This window comes from uncultured Rikenella sp., assembly GCF_910579375.1.
Lineage (GTDB): Bacteria > Bacteroidota > Bacteroidia > Bacteroidales > Rikenellaceae > Rikenella.
On record NZ_CAJTUJ010000039.1, the window covers coordinates 1 to 14240 of the forward strand.

10 protein-coding genes are annotated in these 14240 nt (G+C 56.9%); 9 read left to right on the plus strand and 1 reads right to left on the minus strand.

The window, feature by feature from the left end; translation table 11 throughout:
- Positions 1-385: 385 nt before the first annotated feature.
- Positions 386-1942, minus strand: coding sequence for a hypothetical protein (locus QZ302_RS05135; protein ID WP_294593239.1), 1557 nt, complete (start codon positions 1940-1942; stop codon positions 386-388).
- 142 nt (positions 1943-2084) lie between these two features.
- Here QZ302_RS05135 and QZ302_RS05140 point away from each other — a divergent pair, with 142 nt between their 5' ends.
- From QZ302_RS05140 to QZ302_RS05180, 9 genes are all read left to right on the plus strand, one after another.
- Positions 2085-3311 (plus strand): AIR synthase related protein, encoded by a 1227-nt coding sequence (locus tag QZ302_RS05140; RefSeq protein ID WP_294593242.1) that lies wholly within the window; start codon positions 2085-2087, stop codon positions 3309-3311.
- Between the two features lie 37 nt (positions 3312-3348).
- Complete coding sequence (locus QZ302_RS05145) at positions 3349-4725, plus strand: Na(+)-translocating NADH-quinone reductase subunit A (protein ID WP_294593245.1); 1377 nt, start codon at positions 3349-3351, stop codon at positions 4723-4725.
- A gap of 12 nt (positions 4726-4737) precedes the next feature.
- A complete protein-coding gene (locus tag QZ302_RS05150) occupies positions 4738-5943 on the plus strand; it encodes an NADH:ubiquinone reductase (Na(+)-transporting) subunit B (protein ID WP_294593248.1) in 1206 nt (401 codons plus the stop codon).
- A 19-nt stretch (positions 5944-5962) separates the two neighbouring features.
- Entirely contained in the window at positions 5963-6805 is an 843-nt protein-coding gene (gene nqrC / locus QZ302_RS05155; protein WP_294593251.1) for an NADH:ubiquinone reductase (Na(+)-transporting) subunit C, read from the plus strand.
- Positions 6805-7452: an NADH:ubiquinone reductase (Na(+)-transporting) subunit D gene (locus QZ302_RS05160; protein WP_294593253.1), complete on the plus strand. Its 648-nt coding sequence runs from the start codon at positions 6805-6807 to the stop codon at positions 7450-7452. The genes nqrC and QZ302_RS05160 overlap by 1 nt, the downstream gene beginning before the upstream one ends.
- Positions 7453-7497: 45 nt before the next feature.
- A complete protein-coding gene (gene nqrE, locus QZ302_RS05165) occupies positions 7498-8115 on the plus strand; it encodes an NADH:ubiquinone reductase (Na(+)-transporting) subunit E (RefSeq protein ID WP_294593255.1) in 618 nt (205 codons plus the stop codon).
- Between the two features lie 58 nt (positions 8116-8173).
- The gene (nqrF, locus tag QZ302_RS05170; RefSeq protein ID WP_294593263.1) at positions 8174-9433 is read left to right on the plus strand and encodes an NADH:ubiquinone reductase (Na(+)-transporting) subunit F; all 1260 of its coding nucleotides are present in this window, start codon (positions 8174-8176) and stop codon (positions 9431-9433) included.
- Between the two features lie 547 nt (positions 9434-9980).
- Positions 9981-12485: a DNA gyrase subunit A gene (gene gyrA, locus QZ302_RS05175; protein WP_294593258.1), complete on the plus strand. Its 2505-nt coding sequence runs from the start codon at positions 9981-9983 to the stop codon at positions 12483-12485.
- Positions 12486-12512: 27 nt separating this feature from the next.
- A complete protein-coding gene (locus QZ302_RS05180) occupies positions 12513-13835 on the plus strand; it encodes a tetratricopeptide repeat protein (RefSeq protein ID WP_294593260.1) in 1323 nt (440 codons plus the stop codon).
- Positions 13836-14240 lie beyond the last annotated feature (405 nt).

Here is a 14240-nt window from a genome sequence, read left to right on the forward strand (position 1 = left end):
CCCCTCAAACCAAACCGCGCGCCACGCCTAAAGAGGGAAATCGTCAAAATGTGCTGGCACGTTTTGACAAGATTTCCCAAGGCGCGCGAACAGAACTCGATGTTTTCGAATTAAAGTCGGGCGGCTGTCCATGTCAAGGAGACTGTTTATCTCTTCTCTCTGGTCCGCTTAGGCCGCGGGGGCCCCTACTTTTTATTATGTGATAAAAAGTAGGCAAAAAGCACATTCAAGGGGGATTCGCATCCCCCTTGAAAATCCCCCGACGGTTTCTTTAGGTAAAGGCGCCTTGGTAAAGGAGGCCGGCTATTTAAGCCGAGACTGCCCGGTTCGAATGCCGAGCGGCACTCGAACCGGGCAGCCTCTCCCCCCCCAAAAAAAGGCTCCCCTACAACCCGCCTTTCCTCCCCTCCGCCCGGTACTTGCTCCGGATAATCTCCGCGATCGGAATATTCCGGATTTTGCTCTCCAGCCACGAAATGATGTCCAGATAGAAGAACGGCCGCCGCTCGTACGGATGGTTTTCGAACGGTTTGAGACGCTCGTAGAGCCGCTCCAGCTCCCCCCGGAAATCCGACGCATACGTGTGCGGAATCCGCTTGAGGAACGTGATAATCTCATGCTGCACCGCGTGCATGTCGTTCATCTTCACCACAAAAGCATAGACACTCCGAATCTGGTACTCCAGCGAATAATCCTCCCCCGCCTCGTAGGACGCGATCAGGTGGAGAATCCGCGCGAAAACCTGCAAATCGCGCCGGAACTGCGGATTCGGGATCGAGATAATGCGATGCAGGTAACTCATGCACCGTTTATAATCCCCGTTCCCGAAATAGATGCACGCCACCTTGTAAGCCAGCAACATCCGGTGGTGTTCGTCCACATACCGTCCGTGGTCGCGCACGAAATCGTCCACCTGTTGCGCCAGCTCCACCCCCTCCGCAAAGCTCCCCTCCAGGAAATGCAGGTTGATCTTCGCCTGCAACAGACACAGGCTCGCCAGAATCGTCAGATTCTCCGTCATCGGCTTCACCTGCGCCAACTCCCCCTCGAACTTCGCGATCGCCTCCGCCATCCGGTCGTGCATCCGCGTCATGAACAACACATCCAGCAACCGCGCCACCGCCCGCACATAGAGGTCGTAATAGACCGCCCGCTGATCCGGCCGCTCGTCGAACAGCCCCACCCACCGCCGCGCATAGCGGTAACACATCACGAAATCGTGCCGGATATAGTGGTACCACATCCGCGCCTGGTAGAGATAGAGCCGCTCGTGGAAACTCATCCCCCGGTCGTCGAACGCCTCCAGCCGCTCGCGGAAAAAATCGGTCACCATCTTCCGGTCCTTCTCGCTGCGGACATACCCCAGCTGGAGATTCAGTCCGTAGAGCTGCACCGAAAGGTTCGACAACTGGTTGATATTGGCGATCCGTTCGGCCAGCGTCCGTGCCTGATTGCTCAGCTCCTCGGCCCGGCTCGTCGCGCTGCGCTGCATGAAGATCGACTCGATCCGCTTCTCGAACTCCACGATCTCCAGCGCGAGCGTAAACTTCTGCGCCTCCAGCGCCATCCGCTTGGCCCGATCCAGCATCGTCAGCGCCTGCCGGAACATGCTCTTGTCGTACAACACCCGCGCGAAATCGATCATCTCGCGAATCTCCATCACCCCCACATGCTGGACATTCAACAGCCGGATGCTGACCAGAATCTGACGATAGAGATAAGCCTTCATATTGGGCAGCTGCTCTTTCCGTATCCCCGTTTTTTTGAGCACCCGAGCCTCGTCATACTCCTCCATCCCGTCCAGCGCATCGAACAACGCCATGAACTTCGCCTCCCCGTTTCCCGCCTGGCGTTGCGCATAGAGGCGGAAATTGCGTTTTTCCGCCTTGCTCATACTCCTGACCAACTCGAACACCGCCTCCTGCCTTTTACTGGTCATCATTTTTAAAGAATCATCGGTTTCCGCAAGCAAAGATACCCAAAATCCCCCCTCGCCCCACCACAAAAGAACACCCTACACTACGCGAAAAACAAAAAAAAAATGAATAACTTTGCGGACATTAAAAATACACGTCACACACGCGATGGCAGACCACTCCCGTTATGCAGGCCGCGGCGTCTCGTCCGGCAAGGAAGACGTCCACAAGGCGATCCGGAACATCGACAAAGGGCTCTTCGACAAAGCATTCTGCAAAGTCGTTCCCGACTATTTCACCGGCAGCGCGGAACACTGCCTGGCCATGCACGCGGACGGGGCGGGAACCAAGTCTTCGCTCGCCTACATGTACTGGCGCGAGACCGGCGACCTCGGCGTGTGGAAAGGGGTGGCACAGGACGCCGTCGTGATGAACACCGACGACCTGCTCTGCATCGGCGCCACCGACAACATCATCCTCTCCTCGACCATCGGACGGAACAAACGGCTGATTCCGGGCGAAGTCATCTCCGCCATCATCAACGGCACCGAGGAGTTTCTCCAGACTTTGCGGGACTACGGCGTGAACATCCGTTCCACCGGCGGCGAGACGGCGGACGTGGGGGATCTCGTGCGGACGATCATCGTGGACTCTACCGTGACGGCCCGGATGCGGCGCGACGACGTGATCACCAACGACCGGATTGCGCCGGGGTGCGTCATCGTCGGGCTCGCTTCTTTTGGACAGGCCAAATACGAGACCGGCTATAACGGAGGGATGGGGAGCAACGGATTGACCTCGGCGCGGCATGACGTGTTCGGAAAGGCTTTGGCCGAGCGGTACCCGGAGTCTTACGACGGGGGGATACCGGCAGACTTGGTATACACCGGCTCGTTCGAACTGACCGATCCCGTGCCGGCGGCTTACCAACGCCACGGATATACCGTGCCGGCGGATATGGACATGGGGCGCCTCGTGCTGTCGCCGACCCGAACTTATGCTCCGGTTATCACGCGCATTCTCAACGAAATAGGGCGGAAGCACATCTGCGGCATGATCCACTGCACGGGCGGGGCGCAGACCAAGATTCTGCATTTCGCCAATAACGGACTCCATATTATAAAGGACAACCTGCTGCCGGTGCCGCCACTGTTCGCCGCCATCCAGGAGCAGTCGGGAACACCGTGGGAAGAGATGTACAAAGTCTTCAACATGGGACACCGGATGGAGCTCTATGTGATGCCGGAGGTGGCAGAGACCATTATAGGCATTGCGCATGAACTGGGCATCGACGCCCAGGTGGTGGGACGGGTCGAAGCATTGGCTGACGCTGCGGCACCGGCCCGGCTCGACGTGACCGGTGCCGACGGTGCGGTTTACCGGTACGGGAAATAGCCTCTCATTACAGGACAATAATCATTCAATCACCCATATGTCGAAAGTAATCAAACTACGCAAAGGCCTCGACATCAACCTCGTCGGCGCCGCCGAGCGCGTACTGACGAAAGGGGGCGACGCCCCCGGCTACGCGTTAGTGCCGAGCCACTACCGCGGCGTGACCCCGAAGTTGCTGGTCAAAGTCGGCGACAAGGTCAAGGCCGGGAGCCCGCTGTTTTTCTCCAAAGAGCACCCCGAAGTGCTCTTCACCGCTCCCGTGAGCGGCGAAGTGAGCGCCATCAACCGCGGCGAAAAGCGGAAAATCCTCAGCATCGTGGTACGGCCCGACGGCGAACGGCAGAGCGAACAGTTCGACACCTGTCCGATCGGCGACCTCACCCGCGAACGGGTGCGGGAGACCTTGCTGCGGGCAGGCTTCTGGCCCATGCTCGTGCAGCGGCCGTTCGGCGTGATCGCCGACACCGCGGCGACCCCGAAAGCCATCTTCATCTCGGGACTCGACACCGCGCCGCTCGCGCCGGAACTCAACTTCCTCGTGCAGGATCAGGGCGAACACCTGATCGCCGGTCTCGAAGTACTCAAGAAGCTGACCGACGGGAAAGTCCACCTGACCGTCGGGACGGACACCACCGCAGGCGTGCTGAGCCGGATCAAACAGGCAGAAATCCACCACATCGAAGGGCCTCACCCGGCGGGGAACGTCGGCGTCCAGATCGCCCACATCGATCCGATCAATAAAGGAGACCTCGTCTGGACGGTCGAACTGCAACACGTGGCCATGATCGGACGGCTCTTTATGACCGGCACGGTGGACATGACCAAGATCGTGGCGCTGACCGGATCGGAAGTCGTGAAACCGAGATACTTCAAAGTGATCAGCGGCGCCCTGATCTCCTCGATCACCGACGGGAATCTGCGTCCTCAGGATGCCGGTGAAGAGCGCGGCGTGCGCATCATCAGCGGCAACCCGCTCACCGGCATCAAAGTCGAGCCGGATGACATCGAAGGATACCTCGGCTTCTACCACAACCAGGTCACCGTCATTCCGGAAGGGAACAAATACGAATTCCTCGGCTGGGCCATGCCACGGATCAGCAAATTCTCCGCATCGCACAGCTACTTCTCGTGGATGTTCCCCAAGAAACGGTACAACCTCGACACCAACCTGAACGGCGGCCCGCGGGCGTTCGTGCAGACCGGCATCTACGACCGCGTGCTGCCGATGAACATCTACCCGCTCTACCTGATCAAGGCAGTTATGGCCGGCGACATCGACAAGATGGAGAACCTCGGTATCTACGAAGTTCTGGAAGAAGACCTCGCCCTGTGCGAATTCATCGACCCCTCCAAAAACGAGTGGCAGGCCACCTTGAGCCGGGGGATCGAACTGATGATCAAAGAACTCAACTAAGCCGCACACCGTATGAAAGGATTACGACACTATCTGAACAAAATAAAGCCCAACTTCGAACAGGGCGGAAAATACGGTCGGTTCGCTTCGACATTCGAAGCATTCGAATCGTTCCTCTACGTGCCGAACACCGTCACCCGGAAAGGGGCGCACATCCGCGACGCCATGGACCTCAAACGTACCATGACCGTCGTGATCATCGCCCTGCTGCCGGCCTTGCTGTTCGGGATGTTCAACATCGGATACCAGCATAACCTGGCTTTAGGACTGACGCTTTCCGACGTATCCGTATGGTCGAACTTCTGGTTCGGCTTCCTCAAAGTGCTGCCGATTATCGTAGTGGCCTATGCGGTGGGGTTGGGAATCGAATTCCTCTTCGCCGAACTGCGGCACGAAGAGGTCAACGAAGGCTTTCTCGTCAGCGGGATGCTCATTCCGATGATCATGCCGGTGGACTGTCCGCTCTGGATCGTGGCCGTGGCGACCGCATTTGCCGTCGTTGTGGGCAAAGAGATGTTCGGCGGCACCGGGATGAATATCTTCAATCCGGCTTTGTTGGCGCGGGCATTTATCTTCTTCGCCTATCCGACCGCCATTTCGGGGAACGAAGTGTGGGTCGCAGGGCTGAAAAACGCATCCGCAGCGGGGATGCAGCTGGTCGACGGATATTCGGGGGCGACCCCGCTGTCGGACGCCGCAGCGGCTTTGTCCAATGGGGCGCAATCCATTGACTGGAGCATGGGGACGACGCCGATCGACTGGTTCTACGGCCTGATTCCCGGCTCGATCGGCGAGACCTCGACACTGGCCATTCTGATCGGAGCGTTTATTCTGATCTGGACAGGAGTCGGCTCGTGGCGGATCATGCTCTCCACCGTGATCGGGGGATTGGTCATGGGAGGAATTTTCAACCTCATCGGCACGAATGTGATGATGGATATTCCGGCTTGGTACCATCTGCTTATCGGCGGTTTCGCGTTCGGTACCGTCTTTATGGCCACCGACCCGGTGACCGCGGCCCAGACCGATCGCGGGAAGTGGATCTACGGCTTCCTGATCGGTGTTCTGTGCGTGCTCACCCGCGTTCTCAACCCCGGTTATCCGGAAGGAATGATGCTCGCCATCCTCTTTATGAACGCCATGGCGCCGCTGATCGACTACTACGTCGTACAGGGGAACATCAAACGCCGCCTGAAACGGGCCAAAGTCAACGCGTAACACCACTATTACCGAAACCATGAACAAGCAAAGCAACACATATATCGTCACCTACGCGACCATCCTCGTGGTGATCGTCGCCACGGTGCTCTCCTTTGCCGCCATCGAGCTGCAACCCATGCAGCAGGCCAACGTCAAGACCGAAAAGATGGGCGCCATTCTGAACGCCATCGGCGCAGGCGACGGAGTCGCTGCCGCGGCGGACAAGAACAGCTACGTGGCGGGAGAATTCTCCAAATACATTACCGGCGCCTTCTTCGTCGACTCCACCGGCCACGTGAACGAAGCGCCGGTCGAAGAGGTGCTCGCCTCGTTGAACGACCTGCCCGCTGTGTTTGCGGCCAGGACAGCTATGCCGGTATTCGTCGCTACCCTATCCGGGAGCGCGAAAGAGTACGTCGTTCCGGTGACCGGAAAGGGACTCTGGGGGCCGGTTTGGGGCTATATCGCCTTGAACGAAGACTGCAACACCATCGAAGGAGCCGTCTTCGACCACAAGAGCGAGACCCCGGGGCTCGGAGCGGAAATTGCCGCCAAGCCCTTCCAGAACCAATTCATCGACAAACAAATCTTTAACAAAGAAGGGCTGTTCGTCTCCATCGACCTCCTGAAAGGGAAAGGCTCGTCGGCGGGGAATGCGTATGCCGTGGACGCCATTTCAGGCGGCACCTTGACCTCCAACGGCGTGAAAGCCATGCTCTTCACCTGTCTGGGCGACTACGAACCCTTCTTCCGCAGCGTGCAGACCAAAGCCGACCGGTCGATCGTACCGGTGGCCGACACCATCGCGACCGACACTTTAGCGACGGACAGCTTGACGACCGTCCCGACCGATACCCTTACGAAAGGAGGAGCCAAATAATGAGTACCCAGGAAAAAGAGCCGCTCTTTTCGGCTAAAAACATGAACGCCCTGCTCGGGCCGTTGGGCCGCAACAACCCGATTCTGGTGCAAGTCCTCGGGATTTGCTCCGCCTTGGCCGTGACGGCTAAGATGAAGCCCGCATTCGTGATGGCCTTGTCCGTGACCGTCGTGACCGCCTTCTCCAACCTGATCATCTCCCTGATGCGGAAAGGGATTCCGTCGCGGATCCGGATCATCGTCCAGCTGGTTGTGGTCGCAGCCTTGGTCATCCTCGTCGATCAGGTACTGAAAGCTTTTGTTTATGATATTAGCAAGCAGCTTTCGGTCTTCGTGGGCTTGATTATCACCAACTGTATCATCATGGGGCGCCTCGAAGCGTTCGCCATGGGGAACAAACCGTGGCCCTCGTTCCTCGACGGGATCGGCAACGGCTTGGGATACGGCCTGATCCTGATTATCGTCGCCTTCTTCCGCGAACTGTTAGGATCGGGAACCTTATGGGGATACCAGGTGATTCCCCAGTGGTGCTATGAACACGGCTACGCCAACAACGGCCTGATGATCCTGCCCCCGATGGCCTTGATTACCGTAGGGATCATCATCTGGATCCACCGCAGTCGGAACAAAGACCTGCAGGAGAAATAAAACCAGCGAAGCCTGTTATTTCCTATCCACACTTAGAAACCAGACATGGAAAACATACTGAACATATTCGTCAAGTCGATCTTCGTCGATAACATGGTCTTCGCCTTCTTCTTCGGGATGTGCTCCTACATCGCCGTGTCGAAGACCGTCAAGACCGCTATGGGTCTGGGGCTGGCCGTGATCTTCGTGATGACCGTGACCGTGCCCGTCAACTACCTCCTCAATAAATTCGTCCTCGAACCGGGAGCCCTGACCTGGGTGAGTCCGACCCTGGCCGACCTGGATCTCAGCTTCCTGAGCTTCATCATCTTCATCGCCGTCATTGCCTCGATCGTGCAGCTCGTGGAGATGATCGTCGAAAAATTCGCGCCGGGGCTTTACAGCTCGCTGGGGATTTTCCTCCCGCTGATTGCCGTGAACTGCGCCATTATGGGGGGTTCTCTCTTCATGCAGGAACGCGCCTACGCCAATATCGGCGAAGCCACCGCATTCGCCTTCGGTTCGGGGATCGGCTGGTGGCTCGCCATTATCGGCATGGCCGCCATTCGCGAGAAACTCACCTACTCCAACATCCCCAAACCGCTCAAAGGGGTCGGGATCACGTTCATTATTACCGGGTTGATGGGGATCGCCTTCATGATCTTCCTCGGCATCCAACTCTAACGCATTACAGACAGATACGATGATATCATCCACAATTCTTTCGGCAGCCGTCGTGAGTCTGACGCCGACCCTCGTCACGGCCATCATCGCCTTCGCGGCGATCACGCTGATTCTGGTAGCGGTACTGCTGTTCGCCAAGAAAAAGCTGACCCCCTCGGGAAACGTCACCATCACCATCAACGGCGAAAAAGAGATCACCGCAGAAACCGGCGGATCGCTCCTGACCACCCTGGCGGAACAGAACATCTTCCTGCCTTCGGCATGCGGGGGCGGCGGATCGTGCGGCATGTGCAAATGCCAGGTCTTGGAAGGCGGCGGCGAAATTCTGCCCACCGAAGTCAACTTCTTCAGCCGCAAACAGCAACAGGAACACTGGCGCCTGGGTTGTCAGGTCAAAGTCAAAGAAAACCTGAAGATTCGAGTACCCGAATCGGTGCTGGGCGTAAAGAAATGGGAGTGCGAAGTGATCTCCAACCGGAACATCTCGACCTTCCTCAAAGAATTCGTCGTGAAACTTCCCGAAGGCGAACAGCTTAATTTCCGGAGCGGGGGGTATATCCAGATCGACGTCCCGAAATACGACGAAATCAAGTTCTCGGACATGGAAGTCGATGAACAATTCCGTCCAGACTGGGACAAATTCAAGATGTGGGACCTCGTGACCAAGAATCCGGAACCTACCTTCCGGGCTTACTCCATGGCGAATCATCCGGCAGAAGGGAATATCATCATGCTGAACATCCGGATCGCCACCCCGCCGTTCGACAAGGCGACGGGCGGCTTCATGAAGGTCAATCCGGGGATCTGCTCCTCGTATATCTTCAGCCGCAAACCGGGCGACAAAGTAACCATTTCGGGGCCTTACGGCGAATTCTTCCTGCCCGACAACCTGCCGGCGGATCAGGAACTGATCTTTATCGGCGGCGGTGCCGGGATGGCGCCGATGCGGAGCCACATCATGCACCTCTTCAAGACCGAAAAGACTTCGCGTCCGGTATCGTTCTGGTATGGGGCCCGGGCTTTGAAAGAGGCGCCTTACATGCCGGAATTCACCGAAATCGAACGCGACTTCCCGAACTTCTCGTTCAACCTGGCGCTCGACCGGCCCGACCCGGAAGCAGATGCCGCCGGTGTGAAATATACCCCGGGCTTCGTACACAACGTGCTGTACGAGAACTACCTCAAAAACCACGAAGATCCGGAAGGGTGTTTGTACTTGATGTGCGGGCCGCCTATGATGATTTCGGCCGTAGTGAAGATGCTCGACTCCTTGGGGGTACCGCCTGAGAATATCATGTACGACAACTTCGGCGGATAGTTTCTGATTTGAACTACAAAAAGTTGATACGCGCATTCTCTTTATCTGGAAGAGAATGCGCGTTTATTTTGTCCCAGCCACGCCCATATCGATTGGTGCAAGCCGAAGCCTGCGGAAATCGGCTCAAAGGCCGAGCAGCCCGCCCCGGGCTGCCGCGATGGAGGCAATCAGGGTATCCGAGGCGATCTGGTGTATGTCAGCAACAACAGATACTCCTCATCATCCACGACAGGAGATACAGCCGGCATATATCTGGGTTTCAGCACGACGGACCTACTCTCCAGCAATACAAGCATTCGTGCCCACGGTATTCAGCTGCGTTGCCTCTCGGAATAAACAGGGGCCGAGCGGCAATCGAAAGCCGGCTGGGACTACCCCAACCCACGGCCGCTTCACCCCCCACCCCCAAAGACTGCCGCCTCTCCGAAAACAACCGCAGAAAAACATCCCCGCCCCCTCAACAAAGCCCCCGCACCCCTTGGTCATGCGAAAAAAAAACGCTATCTTAGCCGTTTGAAAAGCCAAGCGAGACTTAGATAATCAAACCATGCAAGAACAGCAAGAGAGAATCATCAAGATCAATATCGAGGAGGAGATGAAGACCGCCTACATCGACTATTCGATGTCGGTGATCGTGTCGCGGGCCCTGCCCGACGTGCGCGACGGACTCAAACCGGTGCACCGCCGCGTGCTCTACGGGATGAGCAACGAACTGTCGCTCTACTCCGACAAACCGTACAAGAAATCCGCCAGAATCGTCGGGGAAGTCCTGGGGAAATTCCACCCCCACGGCGACTCCTCAGTCTACGACGCTATGGTGCGGATGGCACAAGAGTGGTCATTGCGGTACCCGCTGGTGGACGGACAGGGGAACTTCGGGTCAATCGACGGGGACAGCCCGGCGGCGATGCGGTACACCGAAGCCCGGATGAAGAAAATCACCGACGAAGTGATGGCCGACATCGAAAAGGAAACCGTCGACTTCACCCTCAACTTCGACGACACCATCTACGAACCGACGGTACTTCCGACGAAAATCCCCCTCTTGCTGCTCAACGGGAGCTCCGGGATTGCAGTCGGGATGGCAACGAATATGCCGCCGCATAACCTCAGCGACACCATCGACGCCGTAAACGCCTATATTGACAACCCCGACATCGAGATCTCGGAACTCATCGAAAAGATCAAAGCACCGGACTTTCCGACCGGCGGGATTATCTACGGTTACGAAGGGGTGCGCGAGGCGTACGAAACGGGGCGGGGACGCGTCGTGATCCGTTCCAAGACCGACATCGAACACACCGCGAGCGGGCGGGAGTGTATCGTCGTGACCGAGATTCCGTACCAAGTCAATAAAGCCGAGATGATCCAGAAGATCGCCGGCATGATCAACGACAAGAAGATCGAAGGGATCTCTTACATCAACGACGAATCCGACCGAAACGGGATGCGGATTGTCATCATCCTGAAACACGACGCGGTGGCAAGCGTCGTGCTCAATACTTTGTTCAAATACACCCAGCTGCAATCCACCTTCTCGGTCAATAACATCGCGCTGGTGGACGGGCGGCCCAGATCGCTCAACCTCAAAGAGCTGGTCAAATACTTCGTTCGGCACCGCCACGACGTGATCGTGCGGCGGACGAAATACGATTTGCGGAAAGCGGAAGAAAGGGCACACATTTTGGAGGGTCTCCTTATTGCGCAGGACAACATCGACGAAGTCATCCGGATCATCCGGGCCGCCAAGAACGCGGAGGAAGCAAAAACGGCATTGATCGCCCGCTTCCAGTTCAGCGATCTACAGGCACAGGCCATCGTCGACATGCGACTGCGGGCACTGACCGGGCTCGAACACGAAAAACTCCAGCAGGAGTACGACGAACTGCGCAAAATGATCGCCCACTACAACGAACTGCTCGGCAGCGAGTCCATGCAGATGCAACTCATCAAAGACGAACTCGTCGAGATGAAAGAGCGGTACGGCGACAAGCGGCGGAGCGAAATCGTCCTGACCGCAGAAGAGTTCAACCCCGAAGACTTCTACGCCGACGAGGATGTGGTGATCACCATCTCCCACCTGGGGTATATCAAGCGCACCCCGCTGACCGAATACCGGACACAGTCCAGGGGCGGCGTGGGATCGAAAGGGTCTGCCACGCGGGACGAAGACTTCATCGAGCACCTGTACGTCACTACGATGCACAACACCATGCTCTTCTTTACCGAAAAGGGGAGATGTTACTGGCTCAAAGTGTACGAAATACCCGAAGGGAGTCGTTCTTCCAAAGGCCGTGCGATTCAGAACGTCATCCAGATCGAACCGGATGACAAAGTGCGAGCCTATATCAACGTGCGCAGGCTGAACGACCCGGAATACGTCAACAGCAACTACATCGTGATGTGCACCCGCGAAGGGATCATCAAGAAGACCTTGCTGGAAGCCTACTCGCGGCCCCGGCTGAACGGCGTGAACGCCATCACCATCAAAGACGGCGACCAGCTGATCGACGCCGCCCTGACTTCGGGGAAAGCCCAGGTGGTGATTGCCGCCAAAGGCGGGAAAGCGATTCGTTTCGAAGAAGAGAACGTCCGGGCCATCGGACGGACCGGCGCAGGCGTGCGGGGGATCAATCTCGACGAAGGAGATGAAGTGATCGGCATGCTGACCGTCGAACCGGATCAGAAACCGGAAATTCTGGTCGTCTCGGAAAACGGATACGGGAAGCGGACAGGGATCAACGACTACCGCATCACCGGCCGGTCGGGGAAAGGCGTCAAGACCATCCAGATCACGGAAAAGACAGGTAAGCTGATCTCCATTCAGGCCGTAAGCGACGAAAACGACCTGATGATCATCAACCGGTCGGGCCTCACGATTCGGATTCCCGTTGCCGACATCCGCGTCACCGGACGCGCGGCACAGGGCGTCAAGGTGATCAACCTGCGGAACAACGACTCGATCGCTTCAGTGATCGCCGTGCCCAAGAGCGAAGACGACGAAACGAACGACGACCCGTCTATCGTTGCTGCCGCTGAAGTGACCGAATAACTAACACATACTCACACGATACACACCATGAAAAAGATTCTTTTGATCCTCGCCGCCGCAGCCACCACACTGGCCGCCAGCTCGCAGACCAAAGAGCTGGACAACCTCGCCAAGCGGCTCCAGAAGAGCGATGAAGCCATCGCCGATCCCAAGAAATCCGCCTCGGCAAACACGTGGCTCGACCACACCAGCGCCCTGATCGCCGCATCGAAAGTCTACACCAAAACGTTGGTCGCCGATTTTCCCATCGAACAGACCCTGGCCTTGGTCGGCGACCAGCCCAACGAAATCGTCGAAGTGACCGTGATGGAACAACCCCACAAGAAATACGTGTTCGATAACTTCGACATCTACGTCAATCAGAACGGACAAGTCGTCTTCTGGCAGACCAAGAACGAATTCCGTCCCGACGCCTTGAACAAAGCACTGGAAGCGTTCAAAAAAGCCTGCGAACTCGACCCGTCCATCGCGACCGGTAAAGGGTATCTCGTGGGCGACGAACTGCTGAACCAGTTCAACACCAACGGGATGAACAACTACAACCTCGGTCAGAAGATCCAGGCAGCCGAAATGTTCTCGAAAGTCGTCGAAGTCAACCAGATGCTCGGCAACACCGACTCCGTGATGCTCTACTACACCGGCGTGGCTTACAGCGAAGGCGAAGACTACGACAAAGCCCTCGAATACCTGAACAAAGCCCGTGAAATCGGCTACGACCAGGACGGCGGCGTAGACTTCTACATCGCCTACATGCAGGAAAAACAAGGCAAGAAAGAGGACGCCATCGCCACCCTCGAAAACGCCCTCGCCAAATACCCGACCGACAACCGGATGGTGACCCAGCTGATTAATCTCTACATCGATACCCAGCGCAGCCCGGACACCGTAGTCGGTCTGCTCGACAAAGCGAAAGAGCTCGATCCGTCGAACGTCTCGCTCTACATGCTCGAAGGTACCTTGTGGGAAAAGATGGGTAACGCAGACAAAGCCGAAGCCGCTTTCGTCGCCGCCACCAAAGTCGATCCGGACAACTATGCGCCTTACATGAACGCCGGGATCATGGAAGCCCGCAAAGGCGACGCCCTGATCGAACAAGCCCGGAAACTCGATCTCAACGACGTGAAAGGATACGAAGCCATGGCCAAAGAAGCGATCGGTTACTACAACGTCGCGATCGAATATCTGGAAAAAGCCCACGAGTTGAATCCCAAAGAGATCGGCATCGTCGATATGCTGAAAGGCTTGTACTATCAAAAATTAGCCAACGGCGAAGAGGTCGAAACCAAGTTCCAGCACTACACCGACCTGTACCGGTCGATGGAAGAGCAGGCCGAAGCGGCACAACAGTAAACCTTGAGGCCGGTATTTCCCACCCCTTCATCTATTCTACGCCCGCAGGAATCTTCAGTGTATTCCTGCGGGCTTTTTACATGCCTTAAAGTGATCAGATTTTTCAGCGCACAGACAAAGAATTGAGGGTAGAAGCTGCCCATTCCGAGTGCCGGGAGGCACCGCCTAAAGAGGGAAATCGTCAAAACTCGCTTGCGTGTTTTGGCAAGATTTCCCCGGCGCGCACCAAAAACTGGGCTGAGCTGATTAAGCGATACGCAGTATCGCTCCGTCCCGCCGGGGTCACCCGGACGCCGCCCGCGCAGGGCAGTTTCAGGCGGGACAAAGCTCAACCGCGCGCGACTGCTGGAGAAGGAAATCATTCAAACGCATGATTTGTGTTTGAATAAGATTTCCGCCAACGCG

Bases quoted from the DNA above. Each gene is read 5' to 3' on its own strand.
- QZ302_RS05180 (WP_294593260.1), top strand. From the start codon at position 12,513: ATGAAAAAGATTCTTTTGATCCTCGCCGCCGCAGCCACCACACTGGCC.
- QZ302_RS05135 (WP_294593239.1), bottom strand. From the start codon at position 1,942: ATGATGACCAGTAAAAGGCAGGAGGCGGTGTTCGAGTTGGTCAGGAGT.
- nqrC (WP_294593251.1), top strand. From the start codon at position 5,963: ATGAACAAGCAAAGCAACACATATATCGTCACCTACGCGACCATCCTC.
- QZ302_RS05140 (WP_294593242.1), top strand. From the start codon at position 2,085: ATGGCAGACCACTCCCGTTATGCAGGCCGCGGCGTCTCGTCCGGCAAG.
- QZ302_RS05150 (WP_294593248.1), top strand. From the start codon at position 4,738: ATGAAAGGATTACGACACTATCTGAACAAAATAAAGCCCAACTTCGAA.
- QZ302_RS05160 (WP_294593253.1), top strand. From the start codon at position 6,805: ATGAGTACCCAGGAAAAAGAGCCGCTCTTTTCGGCTAAAAACATGAAC.
- gyrA (WP_294593258.1), top strand. From the start codon at position 9,981: ATGCAAGAACAGCAAGAGAGAATCATCAAGATCAATATCGAGGAGGAG.
- QZ302_RS05145 (WP_294593245.1), top strand. From the start codon at position 3,349: ATGTCGAAAGTAATCAAACTACGCAAAGGCCTCGACATCAACCTCGTC.
- nqrE (WP_294593255.1), top strand. From the start codon at position 7,498: ATGGAAAACATACTGAACATATTCGTCAAGTCGATCTTCGTCGATAAC.